The 16,354-nt window shown below is 73.8% G+C and carries 11 protein-coding genes and 6 pseudogenes; 11 read left to right on the top strand and 6 right to left on the bottom strand.

Going from position 1 to position 16,354, the window contains the following annotated elements:
• Positions 1-578 (bottom strand): annotated as a pseudogene (locus tag ABZV31_RS27645) (Toxic cation resistance protein); the annotation flags it as partial.
• A 278-nt stretch (positions 579-856) separates the two neighbouring features.
• On the opposite strand from ABZV31_RS27645, the pseudogene ABZV31_RS27640 reads away from it, so the two are divergent.
• Positions 857-1,112, top strand: a pseudogene (locus ABZV31_RS27640) (phosphatase); the annotation flags it as partial.
• A 252-nt stretch (positions 1,113-1,364) separates the two neighbouring features.
• Here the strand turns inward: ABZV31_RS27640 and ABZV31_RS27635 are convergent.
• Positions 1,365-2,318 (bottom strand): endonuclease/exonuclease/phosphatase family protein, encoded by a 954-nt coding sequence (locus tag ABZV31_RS27635; protein WP_355899019.1) that lies wholly within the window; start codon positions 2,316-2,318, stop codon positions 1,365-1,367.
• Positions 2,319-2,381: 63 nt separating this feature from the next.
• Here ABZV31_RS27635 and ABZV31_RS27630 point away from each other — a divergent pair.
• Positions 2,382-2,825, top strand: a pseudogene (locus tag ABZV31_RS27630) (PLP-dependent aminotransferase family protein); the annotation flags it as partial.
• Positions 2,826-2,886: 61 nt separating this feature from the next.
• On the opposite strand, the gene ABZV31_RS27625 reads toward ABZV31_RS27630, so the two are convergent.
• Both ABZV31_RS27625 and ABZV31_RS27620 read right to left on the bottom strand, forming a co-directional pair.
• Positions 2,887-3,828 carry a hypothetical protein gene (locus ABZV31_RS27625; RefSeq protein WP_355899017.1) on the bottom strand — a complete coding sequence of 314 codons (942 nt, stop codon included), beginning with the start codon at positions 3,826-3,828 and terminating at the stop codon, positions 2,887-2,889.
• Between the two features lie 195 nt (positions 3,829-4,023).
• Positions 4,024-4,458: pseudogene (locus ABZV31_RS27620) on the bottom strand (hypothetical protein); the annotation flags it as partial.
• Between the two features lie 589 nt (positions 4,459-5,047).
• Between ABZV31_RS27620 and ABZV31_RS27615 the strand changes: the two are divergent.
• From ABZV31_RS27615 to ABZV31_RS27590, 6 genes and pseudogenes are all read left to right on the top strand, one after another.
• Positions 5,048-5,296 (top strand): annotated as a pseudogene (locus ABZV31_RS27615) (hypothetical protein); the annotation flags it as partial.
• A gap of 281 nt (positions 5,297-5,577) precedes the next feature.
• Positions 5,578-5,748, top strand: a pseudogene (locus ABZV31_RS27610) (serine/threonine-protein phosphatase); the annotation flags it as partial.
• 71 nt (positions 5,749-5,819) lie between these two features.
• Complete coding sequence (locus ABZV31_RS27605; RefSeq protein WP_355899014.1) at positions 5,820-6,881, top strand: hypothetical protein; 1,062 nt, start codon at positions 5,820-5,822, stop codon at positions 6,879-6,881.
• A gap of 127 nt (positions 6,882-7,008) precedes the next feature.
• The gene (locus ABZV31_RS27600) at positions 7,009-7,371 is read left to right on the top strand and encodes a hypothetical protein (RefSeq protein WP_355899012.1); all 363 of its coding nucleotides are present in this window, start codon (positions 7,009-7,011) and stop codon (positions 7,369-7,371) included.
• Positions 7,372-7,374: 3 nt separating this feature from the next.
• Positions 7,375-10,356, top strand: a complete 2,982-nt coding sequence (locus tag ABZV31_RS27595; RefSeq protein WP_355899009.1) for a caspase family protein — start codon at positions 7,375-7,377, stop codon at positions 10,354-10,356.
• Positions 10,357-10,433: 77 nt separating this feature from the next.
• Positions 10,434-11,810, top strand: coding sequence for an extracellular solute-binding protein (locus tag ABZV31_RS27590; RefSeq protein ID WP_355899006.1), 1,377 nt, complete (start codon positions 10,434-10,436; stop codon positions 11,808-11,810).
• Here the strand turns inward: ABZV31_RS27590 and ABZV31_RS27585 are convergent, their stop codons facing one another.
• A complete protein-coding gene (locus ABZV31_RS27585) occupies positions 11,811-11,996 on the bottom strand; it encodes a hypothetical protein (RefSeq protein ID WP_355899004.1) in 186 nt (61 codons plus the stop codon).
• A 178-nt stretch (positions 11,997-12,174) separates the two neighbouring features.
• On the opposite strand from ABZV31_RS27585, the gene ABZV31_RS27580 reads away from it, so the two are divergent.
• Complete coding sequence (locus tag ABZV31_RS27580; protein ID WP_355899002.1) at positions 12,175-13,518, top strand: helix-turn-helix domain-containing protein; 1,344 nt, start codon at positions 12,175-12,177, stop codon at positions 13,516-13,518.
• Between the two features lie 109 nt (positions 13,519-13,627).
• Entirely contained in the window at positions 13,628-13,909 is a 282-nt protein-coding gene (locus tag ABZV31_RS27575) for a ribosomal protein L7/L12 (protein WP_355898999.1), read from the top strand.
• A gap of 126 nt (positions 13,910-14,035) precedes the next feature.
• Here the strand turns inward: ABZV31_RS27575 and ABZV31_RS27570 are convergent, their stop codons facing one another.
• The gene (locus tag ABZV31_RS27570; protein WP_355898996.1) at positions 14,036-14,812 is read right to left on the bottom strand and encodes a hypothetical protein; all 777 of its coding nucleotides are present in this window, start codon (positions 14,810-14,812) and stop codon (positions 14,036-14,038) included.
• A 321-nt stretch (positions 14,813-15,133) separates the two neighbouring features.
• On the opposite strand from ABZV31_RS27570, the gene thrS reads away from it, so the two are divergent.
• The gene (gene thrS, locus ABZV31_RS27565; RefSeq protein ID WP_355898994.1) at positions 15,134-16,348 is read left to right on the top strand and encodes a threonine--tRNA ligase; all 1,215 of its coding nucleotides are present in this window, start codon (positions 15,134-15,136) and stop codon (positions 16,346-16,348) included.
• Positions 16,349-16,354 lie beyond the last annotated feature (6 nt).

Genomic DNA, 16,354 nt, shown 5'->3' with positions numbered 1-16,354 from the left:
ACCTCCGTGGCGGGCGTCTCCGTGGCGGGCTCTTCCGTGGCGGGCTCTTCCGCGATGGGCTCCTCCGTGGCGGGCGTCTCCGTGGCGGGCTCTTCCGCGACGGCCTCCTCCGCGATGGGCTCTTCCGCGATGGGCTCCTCCGCGACCGGCTCCGCCGCCGTGGTCTGCTGCTCAGCCACTGTCGGCGGCTCAGCCACCTCCGACTGCTCAGCCACCGACTGCTCAGCCACCGACTGCTCAGCCACGGGCGGCTCCTCAGTCACCGCCGGTTCCTCAGCCCCCGTCGGCTCCACCGGCTTGGCCGGCTTGGGGACCGTGATGTTGTCGAAGGCCGCCGCGACCAGTTCGTGTTCGTCCCGGAGGGAGGTGCGCGGGTCGGGGACGTGCGCGGTGGCGGTGGGCTCGGGGGTCGGTTCGGTCGCCGGGGAGGGGACCTTCGGCTCCGGCTGCTGCGCGGGGGCCGTGTCCTGCGCCGGCGCCGTCTCCCGGGACGGGACCTGCTCCGCACCCTCTGCTTCGGCCGTACGCCCCTTGCGTGATCGGCCGAATGCGTTCCGCAGGAGAGTGAGAATGCCCATGTGCGCAACCCTTCGCGTGAGTTGGTGCCCGTCAATCCCTGGCCAGGACGGACACGTAAGGTTAGCGGCCCTGGGTGGCGATCTTGGGCAGGGGAGAGCGCCGAGAAGCGGTGCGTGTCAACGCCGTCCGCGGCCGTCCGCCCGTGCTGACCCGGCCTCCACGCCAACCTCCTTTCGGATTCCGCCCGTTCGCCATCCGTTCATTCCGCGGCAGCGCACCCGAACAGGGGTACACCTAACGTCACGTACACGCCAAGGGCATGCAAGGGGAGAGTAAAGTGCGCAAGCTGCTGCCGTTGATCGGAACGCCGTCCGCCTCGCATCCCGGCGGGCGGGTCCGCCCTGACCTGTCGTTTCCGGTGTGGTGACGCCTGCTTCCACGAGGTGCCCAACACCAGCGACAACGAGTACGTCGGCGACGTCGTGGCCGGCGCGATCGCGCGCCGTTCGGTGATGCGGGCCGCCGCCGTCGTCACCGTCGCCGCCGCGACCGGTACGGCTGCCGTGGCCGGGGCCCGACCGGCCCAGGCCGCGGCCGCGCAGGCGTACCGTGCCGCCGGCGGTCCCGTGCGATCCGTGCGGTCCCGTGCGGTCCCGTGCGGTCCGTCGTCGCGTCGACCGCCGCGGCGCGGGGGAGCTCGCGGGACGTGCCGCCCGTCAGGGACAGCACGTCAGGGGTAGCCCGTCAGGGGCAGCACGTCAGGGACAGCACGTCAGGGGTAGCCCGTCAGGGGCAGCACGTCAGGGACAGCCCGTCAGGGGCAGCACGCCCGGGGCCTTGCCGGGTCATGTGCGCTGGTGAAGCGTGAGGTCGACGAGCAGCGCGCGGTGGTCGGTGTCGGCCAGGTCGAGGAAGCGGGCGCTGCTCGCGGAGAAGTCCTTCGACACGAGCACGTGGTCGATCTGGGCGCCGAGGGCCGGGGCGGTGCGGGCCGGCCAGCTGGGGGTGCGGTCGGCTCCGGCGAGGCGGGCGGCGTCGCTCAGGCCGGTGTCGAGGATGCGGCGGAAGGCCGCGTGGTCCTGGGAGGCGTTGAAGTCGCCGGCGAGGATGGTGGGGCCCTTGGAGCCGGCGGCGAAGGCGCGCAGCCTGCCGAGCTCCCGGTGCCAGAGCGCCACCTGGCCGGGCAGCGGGGGCATGGGATGAGCGAGTTGGAGCCGTAGGGCGTGGCCGCGCACGTCGGCGACGGCGCCGGGCATGCCCATCGTGCCGCGCACCCCGTCGGTGCCCCGCAGCGCGTAGCGGCTGAGGACGAGGGATCCCTGCGAACCGCCGGCCACGACGGCCTGCCGGTACGGATAGGCGCCGCCGATGTCCCGCCGCAGCGTCGCCTGGCAGGTGTACTCGCACTCCTCCACGAACACGACGTCGGGCTTCTCGCGCCGGATCACGGGCACGAGGGACCCGGTGCCGCGCCCGAACTCGACGTTCGAGGTCAGCACCCGCACCTCGGCGACGGGGACGCCGTCCGGCTCGCCGCTCCTGCCGTACGGCTCGATGAACCACGCCAGCAGCCCGAGCACCGCCACGCCCCACACCGCCCCGGCCCACCAGCGCCCGAGCAGCGTGAGCAGCAGCCCGAGTGCGGTGGGCGCGAGCAGCCACGGCAGGAAGGCGAGCAGCTGCGGTACGGGGGTGATGCCATCGCTGTCGGCGACCCGGAAGCCGACGATCACGCTCACCCCGGCGAACAGCAGCCCGGCACACCAGGCACCGAGCCGCCGTCCGCGCTGGTTGGTCACGGCCACGAGACTACGAGGGGCGGTCCACCCGCGCCAGGAACTCCCCCAGTACCTCGTTGAATTCTCGCGCTCAACTACCCTTCCGCGCCTGGCCAGTCCGAACTCCTCGCGCCCGCCCTCGCGCCCCTGCTGCGGCCCGACGCGCTGACCGAGGCACTGCGCCCGGCCGCCGCCACCGGCACCCCCGCGGCCCGCGCGGCGGCCGCCGCCCTGCTCGCCACCCGGGGCTGGCGTCCCGACCCGGCCCAGCTGCTCTTCACGGGCAACGCCCGGCAGGCCATCGCCGCCGCCCTGGCCTCCCTGGTCCGCCCGGGCGGCCGCGTCGGCGTGGAGGCGCTGACGTATCCGCTGGTCAAGGAGATCGCGGCCCGGCTGGGCATCTCCCTGGTCCCGCTGGCCACGGACGAGGAGGGCCTGTGCCCGGACGCCCTCGCCGCCGCCCACCGCTCGGCGCCCCTGTCCGCGCTCTACCTCCAGCCGACGCTGCACAATCCGATGACGACGAGCACCGCGTCCGACTCGCCCGCGCGGCGGCCGACCGTCGACCCAGCCCGCACCCCGGACGCGGTCAGACTTGGGCTCGCGTCGGCTGCTGAGCCTGAGCTGGAGCGGGCGCTGCGGACGCTCGCCGACGTCGTCCGAGGCGGAACGGACCCAGGCGGCCGGAGAGGCCGGTGAGCCAGGTGAGGGCGGCCACCGTCAGGCCGAGCGCCATCAGCAGCCAGCACGCCGTGCGCAGGGTGGCCGTCAGGGCGTCGTAGACGGCGCCCGCGGCCGGCTGGGAGACCTCGTCGGGCAGGTCGGCGAGGGTCAGGCTGCGGCCGACGGCGAGGGCGAGGGCGAGCAGCGCGCCGCCGAGGGCGGTGCCGAGCGCGATGGCGGTGACCGCGCGGCGGCGGCAGGCGGCGAGCGCGATGCCGGCGACGGCGAACGCGACGGCCGCTACGGGGAGCCAGAAGCCAGCGATTTCCAGCACGCGGAACCCCTTTCTGAGGCGGCTCAGCTCCTGGGCCGGGAGCAGGGCGACCTCGGTGTGCTCGACGGGAATGCGGTCCGCGAGCGGCACGTGATCCTGGACGAGTTGGCGTTTGACCTGGGCGGTGATGGGGGCGAGGTCGACGGTGACCGGGTGGTCGCGCTCGTCGCCTTCGTCACGCAGTGCGCGCAGCACGGCGTCGTGGGCGGCCCGGTTGCCCTCGTTCCACGCCGTGCGGAAGGCCGCGGTCTGCGTGAACGAGCGCACCGCGTCGTGCACGAAGGGGGCCACCGTGCCCCGCATCGGCCGGACGTCCAGCTCGTGGCCGATCTCGTGCATGATCCCCGCTCCGACGGTGTCCGCGATCGCGTCACGCACGTCCGGGTCGCCGGCGAGCGGCGCCATCGTGGTGACGTAGCGGCCGGTGTCGGCGAGCCCGTATGCCGCCCAGGCCGACAGCGCGCCGAACGGCATGAGCAGGCAGGAGAGGGCGATCAGCACGGCCGACAGGCCGCTCCGCAGATGTGGGGGCACCCTCTTAGGCAAGGGCCTGCGGGCCTGGCGCGCGAGCGGGGGGACGGCATTCGGGTGACCCGGTTGGGCCAGTGGCGGTGCCGGGCCGGGCGCGCTCCGTCAGCCGATCCGGTGGCCCTCCGCGTCCTCGATGCCGATCCGGTGGCCTCCCGCGTCCTCGATGCCGACCCGGTGGTCCCCCGCGTCCTCGCGGCCGATCCGATGACCCTCCGCATCCTCGTGCGTGTAGCACCAGTAGAAGAGCACGACGCCCACCAACCCGGCGACCGCCAGCGCCATGCCGATGGACCTGAGGACCGCCGCGCCGGTCTGGCTGTACAGGAAGCCGAACGCCACGCCGGTGAAGGCGAACCACAGCAGGGCGTGCTGTTCGCGCCTCAGGCGCGGGGCCACGTACAGCACGCCGGCCATCACCACCATGAACACGATCGCGGTCACGAAGCCGAACAGGACGTTCCAGCCCGTGATCGGTCCGCCGCTGCGCCGGTTGGCCGCGGCCCAATAGCCGTAGACGAGTCCCAGGAGGACGGGTACCGCCCACCTCGCGGTGGCGTGGGTCCGTTCGCTGAAGATGTCGGGCGTGCGGGTGCCGCGGGTGGTGCCGCCGGACACGGGTGCCGCGTGAGCCATGAGAGCACTCCTCTCTCTTCGCCCCCGCCTACCAGAGCACACCTGGGAACGGGCGTCGGCAAGTCGGCGGAACGGCGTGTTCGAGGCGGATTCCCCGGCCCGCCTGCGGCCCGTGCCGCCTGTGTTTCGCTGAGGGCCGTGAGCGACGGCGGCGGGGGCCGGAGTTTGCTCGACCGGTATCCGCGATCCGGTCGCCAAGACGTCCTGCACCGGCAGCAGCGCGTGCGCGTGCGCGGGCGCAGCGTGGCCTGGGTGCCGGCGCTGCTGCTGCTCGTCGCGATCCCGGTGGTGGACTGGAACACCACCGGCGAGTTCCGGATCATCTTCTGGATCGTGCTGGTGCCCTGCATCTCCGCCGCGATCTGCGAGGCGGGCCACGGCGGTGTTCGCCGCGCTGTCCGTCGTCACGTACGTCCTGGTGGACAGCGCCTGGGCCGCACCAGTACCGGACTGGGGCGCCCGGCTTCATCCTCGTCGCCGCGGGCGGTGTTCTCGCCGTGCCGACCTGCGCGGTCCGGGTGCGCGGCGAGCGGAGGCGGCCTACCACGAACGGGATCTGGCGACCGTCGCCGAACGCCTGGGGATCCGCATGCTGCGGCACCGCTGCCACACCGCCGCCCTCGGCCGGGACGACGGCGACCGCTTCGCCACAGCCGTCCTGCCCGGCTTCCCCGAGGACGACCCGGGCGCTGTGGAGGTGGTCAATTTCGGCCACGAGCCGCCCCTGGTGGTCGGCCCCCGGGGGCGTACGGCTGCTGCCGCTCGGCGACGGGCTCCCGCTCGGCCTCGGCGAGCTCGCCGCCGTCGGTCCGCCGCCGGTGCGGCGGGCGAACCTCGCCCCGGCGAGACCCTGCTGCTGTTCACCGACGGCGTGACGGAGGCCCGCGCGGCGTCGGGACGTTCTATCCGTTCGCCGCTGTGTCGGCCCGCGCCGTCGCCGCCGTTCCGTTCGCCGCTGTGTCGGCCCGCGCCGTCGCCGCCGTTCCGTTCGCTGCTGTGTCGGCCCGCGCCGTCGCCGCCGTTCCGTTCGCTGCTGTGTCGGCCCGCGCCGTCGCCGCCGTTCCGTTCGCCGCTGTGTCGGCCCGCGCCGTCGCCGCCGTTCCGTTCGCCGCTGTGCCGGCCCGCGCCGTCGCCGCAGATCCGCGCACTGCCGAGCCGCAGCGGCTGGTCGCCCACGTCCGGGACGGCACGCTGCGCCACTGCCGCGGGCACCTGGCCGACGACACGACGATCTTCGCGGTACGGCGGGCCGCCGCACCCGACGCCGGGGGCAGGAGTGCGCAGCCGTGACACCCGCCTATGCAGCCGCAGCGGTTACGGTGCTGCCGTACGCGTCCGACAGAAACACCGACGGGGGGACGATGCCCGGAACCGTGCTGCTGCTCGCGGCCTCGCCCGTGGGCAGGGGGCGCCTGGTGGACGCCGCGTCCGTGCTCCCCGTGCTCGCCGCCGTCCCGCCCGCCGTGCTGTCCGGCACGGACACCGCGACCGTCGTCGAACTCGCCGACCCGCTCGAGCCGCAGGCCGTCCTGACCCGGCTGCGCGCGGCCGCGGCGGCCCCCGGACCGCTGACCGTCTTCGTCACCGGCCAGCTCCAGCTCGACCGGCGCCAGCACCTGCCCCACCTGGCACTGGCCCGCACGACCCCGGCGACGGTCCGCTACACGGCACTGCCCTGGCACTGGCTGCGCGAGGAACTCCGGCTGCGCCCGGCCGGGACGACGACGCTCGTGGTCGACCTCCACGCGGACGCGGACAGCTGGGAACAACTGCGGGCGCGTCCACTCGACTCGGGCCACACCACCGCCGTGTACGGGCGCATCGCGCCGCCGCCGTCCCGGCGTACGGTGGCGGCGCCGTCGTACATGAAGGCGGTGGCGACGATCCTGCGCAGCGGACACCGGCCGCCCCTGGAGCAGTTGCACCAGCAGGCGCTGGCGCGGCTGGTCGGCGAGAACGGCGGCCCAGGCCTCGTGCTCACGGCGCAGCGGCCGGCGACGACCGACCCGCACGCCGCCATCACCGCCTGCGTCCAGTCCGGCCGGCACGGCGACGCCGACGCGCTCGCCGCCCGCTGGGAGCAGGCCGCCGTACGGGAGCACGGAGCCGCCTCCGAGGACGCGCTGCACTGGGCCGAGGTCCGCGCGGACCTGGCGATGTTCGCCGGGGACGCCGTCCGCAGCTGCCGCGCCTGGCTGACCGTCGCCACCACTCGCCTGGCCATGGGGCAGCCCCCCGACGCCCCCGCGGTCGAGGCCGCCGTCGACCGCGCGCACCACCAGTGGGGGCAGATCCGCGACGCGGCCCAGGCCCGTGAACTCGGGTCGGCCCTCGCGGAGTTGCGCGGCCGTGTCCCCGGCCGGCGCCGCGGCGCGCTGGACCATGTGCAGCGGCAGCTGCGGCAGCTCCAGGCGCAGCACTGACCGGGGTCGGCCGGGCGTTGCCGGCAGGTCTCGACAGGAGTTGCTGACAGGCGGCCGCCCAAGTGATTGCGTGTGTCCGGTACGACCTCTCCCTCTGACGCCGACTGTGGTGCCAGAATGGTGAGTTATGTCTGAGGGGGATGGCGTGGTCGGCAGAGGCATCCGGGTCCGGCTGGACGGGAGTGCGAGCAGAAACGACGTCGGCGCGCTGAAGGCGTGGCTGGAGCGGGAGAAACCGCTGGAGGGACTGGCCCGCGACGGGCAGCTGCGGATCCTCGAGCGGCTCGGCACGGACGCGCCGCCCGGTCACATGGGGATCGGCATGGAGATCGTGCTGGTCCTGGTCGGGGCGGGAGCCGACATCGTGTTCAAGGAACTGCTGGCGCAGACCCGGCGGGCGGTGGCGGCCTGGCAGGCCAACCGCCGCGAGGTGGAGAGCGGTGATCCGCCCGAGGCGCACGTCGATCCGGTGAACCTCGACGGGGAATAGCCCGTGAACCGCTTCGACCCGCGTGGGCGGGTGAACCGGGCGCTGCTGGTCGGCGTGTCCGAGTACGACCACACCCGACCGGCCGAGCCCGACGGCGTGCCCGGCGGCCTGCCCGGTGTCCGGCACAACCTGAACCGGCTCAGGGACGTGCTGCGCAGCGGCGGGGCGGTCGACGAGCGGGAGATCACCGTGTGCCGCTCGCCGTCCCTGGACGACTTCAGCGAGGAGCTGCGCACCGCCGCCCAGGAGGCCGAGGGGCTGCTGCTGTGCTACTTCGCCGGACACGGTGCCGTGCCCAGTGCGGGCGACGAGCTGTTCCTGCAGATGCGTAACGCGCGCGTCGTCGCGGGCGGCCGGGCGGTGTTTCCCGGCGCCGTCGCCTTCACCGGTGTGCTCACCGAGCTCGCCGGGAGCCGCGCCGAGCGGGTCGTGGTGATCCTCGACTGCTGCTACGCGGGTAACGCCGACAAGATCTGGCACGACTTCGCCGACCGTCGGCAGAAGATCCTGCTGCTGATGAGCGTGCAGGCCAACCGCCTCATCGACTCGGGGGACGGCACGAGACCGACGCCGTTCACCGACGAGCTCGTACAACTCCTCGACGTGGACGGGGAGTTGTCATTTCTGGAGCTGTTCGAACGGCTGCGGGGCCGGATGGCCGCAGCGGGCCACACCACCACGCTCGGGGACCTGTGGGAGCCGCAGCATGCCGGGGAGCCGGGCACGGACGTGCTGCTGGCCGCGCGGGCCGTGGCGCCGCAGGGGGACGAGTCGGCGCAGGCGGTGGCGCACGGACCCGGGCCGGCACCCCTCGGCGAAGGGCTGCCCGGGCGGGCTGCGCCCCCGGAGCAGCCGGAGCCCTCGCAGCAACCGGAGCCTTCCGCAGCACCGCGTTCGCCCGAGCAGCCGCTGCCGCCTTCGCAGTTGTCCGAGCAGCCGCTGCCGCCTTTGCAGTTGTCCGAGCAGCCGCTGCCGCCTTCGCAGTTGTCCGAGCAGCCGCTGCCGCCTTTGCAGTTGTCCGAGCAGCCGCTGCCGCCTCCGCAGTTGTCCGAGCAGCCGCTGCCGCCTCCGCAGTCGTCCGAGCAGCCGGCCCCTTTCCCGCAGTCGTCCGAGCAGCCGGCGCCCTCCTCGCAGTCGTCCGAGCAGCCGCCGCGCACCGAACGACCGGAATCGGCGCGGCCGACGGGCTCCGACTCCGGGTCCCGCAACCCGCTCCGGGCACTCCTCGGCCCGCTCCGCACCTGGATCGGAGCCCTCATCCGCTGGTTCGGCGGGCTGCGCGTCCGGGTCCGTGTCGCCGTGAGCGCCACGCTGGTGCTCGCGCTGGTCGCCCTCAGTCTCGGCTGCTACAAGCTCATCGGCTTCGGCGACGACCACTCCTGCGCGCCGCCGCTCGAACTGCGCCTCCTCACCGACCCCGACCTGGAGCCGACGGTGCGCGCGGCCGCGGACGCGTATCTCACCTCGGACGCCAACACCACCGGGCACGGCTGCCGCCGTACCGGCATCACCGTCTACAGCGCGGGCGCGGCCACAGCGGTCGGCGCGCTGCACCAGCAGACCGGCGCCTGGCAGGAGCCCCGCGAGGAGGACACCAACCCGCAGCGGGACGTCGGGCCGCAGCCGGACGTGTGGATACCCGCATCGATCACGGACGTGGCCCGGGTCACCACCGACCAGACCGACCGCGTCTTCACCGAACTCGGACCGGACACCGAGCCGTTCGTGTATTCCCCGGTCGTGCTGGCCGTGCCGCAGAACATCGCCGGAGCCGGCCTGGACCAGCGCGTCGGGCGCCCGCTGGCCCAGCTGATCGCGGACCTGAAGAAGCAGGACCCGACCGCCGAACTGCGCCGCAGCGACCCGGAGGTGACCGACTCGGCCCTGCTGGCGACGATCGGCCTGTACGGCGGCGGCACGGCCGACCCGCGCAGCGCGGAACAGGGCGTCCGCCCGACGGGACCGCCCGCGCCGATGGCCGCCGACCTGCTGTGCACGCTGCCGGACGACCACGCCGCGGACAACCGCACCGCCGCTCTGGTCCCGGAGTTCCTGCTGAAGAGCGGTGTCGGCTGCGCCGGGACCACGCGCGTGCCGCGGACCGCCGAGTACCCCGACGACGTACCGGGCCTGACGCCCACCTTCGTGCGGGTCCACTGGGAAGGCGCCGTCCGGGACGCGGCGGCGCGGGTCGACGCGGTCGCCCGCTTCCACGACTGGCTGACCGGCAAGGAGGGCCTCGCCGCGTTCCGCAGCGCCGGCTTCCGGTCCGCGTCGGGTTCCGGCCACCCTCTGCTCGACACGGACCACCCCGGCGACGGCGTCCTGCGCAACCCCAGCCCGCTGCCCGGTTCCGCAGGGCAGGCGGCGATGGACACGGCGCTCGAGCGGTACCGCAGCGCCAACGGCCCCGGCCGGGTCCTCTACCTCCTCGACAGCTCCGGATCGATGACCGCCCAGTGGCAGGGGCCCAGCGGCGGCCCCGGCATCCTGAAGCAGTCCCTCGGCGGCCTCGGCACCCAGGACGAGTACGGCGTGTGGGCGGTGTACGGGACGTCCGGCGACCGGCGGTACGACATGCCGCTCCCCTTCGGCCATCACCGCCGCGGCGAGGCCGAGCACGCCATCGACACCAAGGCGCAGGTGCGGGACGCCGAGGCCGACCCGCACGCGGCCCTGCTTGCCGCGCTCGACGACATGGCGCGCCGCGGCACCGACGACAAGCGGCCGCAGCTGATCGTCTACATCACGGACGACGAGGACGACAACCGGCTGACCGGCAGGAACCTGGACGACGTGCTGGCCAGGGCACGGCAGGAGAAGGTGCCGGTGGACATGGTGTCCCTGGCCAGCGGCTCCTGCGACAAGGGCCGCCCCGACGCCCGGATCGCCGAGGCGAGCGGCGGCCGCTGCCTGGACGCGGGCGACGACCTCGGCACGGGCCTGCACGACGAGGTCGCGCGCGTGGGAACGGGGGAGGACTGATGACGCCGGCCCGTACGCATCGTGAGGGGCGAGGGCGGGCGATGCCGGCCCGTGCGCATCGTGAGGGGGGAGGACCGATGGCACGACGACTGGCCGTACTGCTCCTGCTGCCGCTGCTCGCGGCCACCGCCTGCACCGGGGGCGGCCCACGGGTGTCCCAGACGCCCGCCGCCGACGTGCCCGGGGACATAGTGGTGGCCAGCGGCCGGGACGTGACCGGCAAGAACGGCATCCGCCAGCAGCTCATCGACGCCTGGAACCGGCAGCAGGAGAAGGAGAACTCCCGCTACCACGCCCGCCTGGTGGAACTCCCCGGCTCCGCCGACGAACAGCGCAGCCAGCTGCTGGGCGCCCTGCAGTCGGGCAGCGCCAAGTACGACGTGGTCAACCTGGACGTGACCTGGGTGCCGGAGTTCGCCGAGGCCGGGCTGATCCGTCCGCTGGCCGACAAGGCGGTCGATGGCGACGTCATCGCGTCGGTCGCCAGTACGGCCCGCTGGAAGGGCAAGGAGTACGCGGTGCCGTTCAACAGCGACGTCGGGCTGCTCTACTACCGGCGCGACTACCTCCACGAGGCGGGCGTCCAGCGGCCCGACCTGGGCGCGGGCACCACCTGGCAGGACCTGCGCAGCCTCGGCGACACCCTCGACGCACATCCGCCCAAGGGATTCGAGAAGGCGTGGACCACGCAGCTCGCCGGGTACGAGGGCCGTACGGTCAACGCGATCGAGGCGTTCGCCTCGGCCACGAAGGACTCCACGCTGACCGACGCCTCCGGCCACTACACCGCCGGCGTCCAGGAGCTGACCGACGGCATCGCGGAGCTGCGCCTGCGCACCGAGAAGCCGTACACCCTCGACGATGCCGTCGACTCCGACGAGGCCGCCTCGCTCAGCGACTTCGCGGACGGCCGTACCGCCTTCCTGCGCCACTGGCCGTACGCCTACCGCACGCTCCACCAGTCCTTCACCCCGCAGCAGCTCGGCGTGGCGCCGCTGCCCGGCCGGGCGGTGCTCGGCGGGCAGAACCTGGCGGTGACCCGGGACTCGCAGCGGGCGGACAAGGCGGCGCAACTGATCGCCTTCCTCACCAGCGCCGAGAGCGAACGCTGCCTGCTCGACGCGGGCTTCGCCGCGACCCGCACGTCGGCGTACGTGGACGACCACGTCAAGTGCACGTCCGCACCCACCCCGGGGGCGACCCCCTCGGCGTCCCCCACGGGCGAGCGCACCGACCACATGCCCCGCGACCCGGCCGGCCGCCCCCTCTACGCCCGCCGCATCCTGCTCCCCGCCCTGCAGAAGGCGGTGCAGCGCCCGCGCACCCCGCTCTACGGGGCCTTCACGCAGACCTTCACCGCCGAGCTGGGTGCCCTGTTCGCCGACGACCCGCCGAGCGACGAGACGCTGGCCCGCCGCCTGGATACGGCACTGCGCCGGGCGCTGCCGGACTAGTCACCTGGGGTTTTCGCCCCACCAGCGGCTCTGGACGGCGTGGTGCGCCGGTCCGGGCTCCGCTGCCCTTGCCGGACCCGCGTTGGCTGCTGTGATCAGAGCGGCCACGGCAATGACGGCTGCACCGAATCCTCTGACGTAACGTTCGGATGTGCGTCCATGGCGCGCGACAGTGCGTCCGAGCACGGCAACCGACCTCGCAACGACAGTGATGGATTAAGCACGTTTAATGCGCTCCCTAACCTAGGGAATGAGGCGGCCGAACGGGAAGAGCGCCAGGGGGAGTTGGGACGTCGCGTCCTTGTTGACGACAAGTCAGGGAATTCCTGGCTCCATAAGTCGACTTACTGGCATGATTAACCGCATGGCGAAGCGGGACGACCCGGAGACCATCGGGCGCAGGGTGCAGCAGTTACGGCGCGAACGGGGCTTGACCCAGCGGCAGTTGGCGGAGCCCGCCTACACATCCGCCTACATCTCCACGCTCGAGGCCGGGCGGGTCAGGCCCTCCGACGAGGCGCTGAGGCACCTGGCCGAGCGGCTCGGGGTCGCCTTCGACGAGCTCGCCACCGGACGTCCCGCCCACCTCGCCACCGACCTGCGGCTCAGGCTGACCGAGGCGCAGCGCACGCTCGCCACCGGGGAGACCGAGAAGGCGGCCGAGCAGTACGCCCGGCTGCTCGCGGAGGCGGAGGAGCACGAGCTCGTCGACGTGCGGGCCGCGGCCCTCCTCGGGCTCGGCGAGTGCGCCCTGGAGACCGGCGAGCTGGAGACCGGGCGGCAGCACTTCGAGCGGTCCGAGCGCGCCCTCGCCGACGCACCGCTGCCCGCCCGCGTCCCCGCACTGCGCGGCCGCGCCGTCTCCCACTACCTGGCCGGTGAACTCCGGTACGCCGTCTACCTGCTGGAGACCACGCTCGACGAGCTCAACCGCGGTGGCCTGCACGACCCGGACGCCCTGCTGCTGCTCTACGCCAGCGTCATCGGACCGTACATGGACATGGGCGCGCACGCGCGGGCGGCCCAGGCGGCCGAGTTCGCGCTGGCCCTCGCCCCGCAGGCGGGCGACCCGGCGCTGGTGGCCCGGATGCACCGCTCCGTCGCCCGCACCCTGCTGGCCGAGGGCCGTGTCACCGAGGCCGACGCCTCCCTCGCCAAGGCCGCCGAGCTCTACCGCCAGCTGCAGCTCCGTACCGAACTCGCCAACTGTCACTGGATGCGCGGCTACGTCTACGCCCAGAACGGCGAACTGGAGTGCGCGGAGAGCGAGTTGCGCACCGCGCAGACCATGCTGACGGCCAGGCGCGCCGCCCTCTACACCAGCCGGGTCGCCGTCGAGCTGGCCGACATCCTGCACCGGCGCGGCAAGTCGGAGGAGGCGGCCGCCCTGCTGCACGGTGTCCTCGGCGACCTCTCCCCCGAGCGCGGCGCCGTCCACGCGGCGGCCGCGCACCGCCTGCTCGGCATCATCGCCGAGGACGCACGCGACACGGAGGCCGCCGAGGAGCACTACGTCCGCGCGTTGAGCCTGCTGGAGCGGGCGGGCGCGGCCCGCGACCTGGCCGATCTGTGCCGGCTCCTCGGCGACCTGCTGCGCCGGACCGGCCGGGTCGAGGCGGCGCTGGATGCGTACCGGACGGGGCTGGGCCACCGCACGGCTCCGGGCACGACGACGCTCGGACCCGCGCCCGCACAGCCGCCTCTGTGAGGAGCCGCCGCCGGCCACCACGTCGGGCAGTCTCCGTGCACGCATTGCCGCTCCGGCCGGCGGAGTGTCCACGACACAGGAAACGCACGCGTTCCTTACGATCACGGTCATGGGCATAGTGGCTTTCCTCGTCGTCGCCCTGGCCGTGCTCATCAGCATCGTCAACACCGAGAGCCGGCTCTCACGGACCGACCGGCGCATTGCGCACGTCGAGCGCCAACTCGACCTGATCATCGACCACTTGGGTCTGTGCGAAAAGGACCCGCGGATGGACGAGGTGGCCGCGCTCGTCCGCGAGGGGAAGACGATCCAGGCGATCAAGGTGTACCGGGAGGCCACGGGCGTCGGCCTGAAGGAGGCCAAGGAGGCCGTCGACCGCCTGGCCGCCTGAGCGGGCGCGGCCGGACGGCGCTCAGCGGGCCGCCGAGACGGACCGCACCTGACGACGTGTCCGCGCGTCACCCGCTCACCTCCTCACCCACGTGGGCGGCGGCGAACAGTCCGGCGGGCACGCGTCTCAGGCCTGGCCGCGGGCCTGGTGGTGAACCTCCGTCAGGCGCCGCGCACCCAGCTGGACCGCCTGCCGCGTCGAGTCGGCGGATACGGCTCCGAGGCCGCCGTTGGTGAGGGTGATCGCGTCGTCGCCCACGCGCACGACGGCGACGTCCAGGGCGAGGGTGGCCGCCTCGCCGTCGGCCGACTCGCCGGTGAGCGTGACCCGCAGGCCCTGGCGGGCGTCCCCTACGTCCGGCAGCGCGAGCTCGAAGACCTGCACGTTCTGTACGCCGGCCCGGGTGGTCGCCGCCGTGAACCGGGCGCATGTCTGCGGCAGCGTCCTCAGCCAGGCCAGGGTGCGGTCCACCTCCGCCGGCCGGTGGGCGAGGACCTGGTAGCGCAGCTGGGCCTCGTCGTCGCCGTCGTCGAAACCAGCGACCGCGTGCGCCCCCGTCGGTGTGCCGAGCAGCTCGTCGGCGTAGACGGCGTCGAGGAGACGCTGGCAGTCGGGTAGGTCGGTCTGCGCCTTGAGCAGTTCGTCGTGCCAGGTTGCCGCGCCCTGGGCCGGCGCCCACGGCGCACCCAGGTCGGCCTCGGTGATCAGCGCGGCCTGGGCCTGCGCGTCGGTGAGCGCGGGGACGGTGATCGGGGAGGTGGGGGCGGCCGGACGCGTGTTCCCTGCGGCGGACGGGGGGACGTCGGCCTGTCCCGTCAGCCCGGCCGTGCAGGCGGTCGCGGCCGGCAGGGCGGCTATGCAGAGGACGAAGGCGGGCAGGACGCGGGCCGGGGGACGGGGCATGCGGGTGCCTCCAGACGTACGTACCTCAGGGGCGTGTGTCCTCTCACGGCACCACCCAGGGGCTTCGCCCACCAGCGTGCCGGGCCGTCCGGGTGAGGGGCGGGCGCGGCGGCGGGCCCGGCTGGACGAAAACCCGTCGCGTTGACGCGCGGTCCGTTGAGATCGTCCTGCCCATGAAGCGCGCCCAGCCGTCTCCCATGACGACGACGCCGGAGAGTGTCCCGGCGCGCTGACAGCTGAGCTGAGTGAGAAGCCCCGGGGCGAGTGCCCCGGGGCTTCGGCGTCTCCCGGTTCCTCGCCCCTTCCAGCGAGGGAGTCCCCATGCACGACCACCGCCGCCTCGGCCGTGAACTCGGTCTGTTCGACACCGACCCGCTGATCGGCTCGGGCCTGCCGTACTGGCTGCCCGACGGCGCGATCGTGCGCCACACCCTGGAGGAGTACATCCGCGAGGCCGAGTCCGCGGCCGGTTACCGCCACGTGTACTCGCCCGTCCTCGGCAAGCGCGAGCTGTACGAGGTATCCGGCCACTGGGCGCACTACAGCGACGACATGTACCCGCCGATGGACCTGGGTGCGGAGCAGGTCGTGCTGCGCCCCAGCCTCTGCCCCCACCACGCCCTCATCTACCGCTCCCGCTCCCACAGCTACCGCGAACTGCCCCTGCGCATGGCCGAGCTGGGCGGCATGTACCGCTCCGAGCTGTCCGGTGTGCTCGGCGGACTGACCCGGGTGCGGGCCATCCACCTCAACGACGCGCACATCTTCTGCACCCTGGACCAGGCCGTCGACGAGGCCCGCGCCGCCCTGGACCTCATCACCCGCGCCTACGCCGACCTCGGCATCCGCGCGGCCCGCCACCGCCTGTCCCTGCCCGGCGAGGGCGGCAAGTACGTCGCCGACCCGAACCTGTGGCGGCGGGCCACCGCGCTGCTGAAGGAGGTCCTGGACGGTTCCGGCATCGCCTACGAGGAGGCCGAGGGCGAGGCCGCCTTCTACGGGCCCAAGATCGACGTGCAGATCGCCGATGCCGCCGGCCGCGAGGCCACCCTGTCCACCGTCCAGATCGACTTCCACCAGCCCGAGCGCTTCGACCTGCACTACATCGGCGCCGACGGCGCGAAGCACCGGCCCGTCATGGTGCACCGCAGCATCATCGGCAGCGTGGAGCGGGCGGTCGCGCACCTCATCGAGGAGCACGGCGGGGCGTTCCCGGCGTGGCTCGCGCCCGTGCAGCTGGTGGTGCTGCCGGTCGCCGAGGCGCAGGCGGCGCGGGCGGAGGAGGTCGTGCGGCGGGCGGCCGCGCGCGGCCTGCGGGCCGAACTCGCCGGGCCGGAACACGGCAGCCTGGGCGCCCGCATTTGGGCGGCGCGGCTCGTGCCGTACCAGGCGGTGATCGGGGAGCGGGAGGCCGAGAGCGACCTGGCCGCCGTACGACTGCGGGACGGAAGCCGCCCCGGGCCCCTACCCGTCGGCGAACTCCTGCACCGGATCGGGGAGCGGGTGGCGGCGCGCGGCACCGGGCTGTGGTCCTAAGGTCGG

This window comes from Streptomyces sp. NPDC005202 (assembly GCF_040608235.1).
In the GTDB taxonomy this organism is placed as follows: domain Bacteria; phylum Actinomycetota; class Actinomycetes; order Streptomycetales; family Streptomycetaceae; genus Streptomyces.
Note: the sequence above shows the minus strand (reverse complement) of the source record. Positions and strands in the feature narration are given on the sequence as shown.

Bases quoted from the DNA above. Each gene is read 5' to 3' on its own strand.
- ABZV31_RS27605 (WP_355899014.1), top strand. From the start codon at position 5,820: ATGCCCGGAACCGTGCTGCTGCTCGCGGCCTCGCCCGTGGGCAGGGGG.
- ABZV31_RS27600 (WP_355899012.1), top strand. From the start codon at position 7,009: ATGTCTGAGGGGGATGGCGTGGTCGGCAGAGGCATCCGGGTCCGGCTG.
- ABZV31_RS27590 (WP_355899006.1), top strand. From the start codon at position 10,434: ATGGCACGACGACTGGCCGTACTGCTCCTGCTGCCGCTGCTCGCGGCC.
- ABZV31_RS27580 (WP_355899002.1), top strand. From the start codon at position 12,175: ATGGCGAAGCGGGACGACCCGGAGACCATCGGGCGCAGGGTGCAGCAG.
- ABZV31_RS27575 (WP_355898999.1), top strand. From the start codon at position 13,628: ATGGGCATAGTGGCTTTCCTCGTCGTCGCCCTGGCCGTGCTCATCAGC.
- ABZV31_RS27570 (WP_355898996.1), bottom strand. From the start codon at position 14,812: ATGCCCCGTCCCCCGGCCCGCGTCCTGCCCGCCTTCGTCCTCTGCATA.
- thrS (WP_355898994.1), top strand. From the start codon at position 15,134: ATGCACGACCACCGCCGCCTCGGCCGTGAACTCGGTCTGTTCGACACC.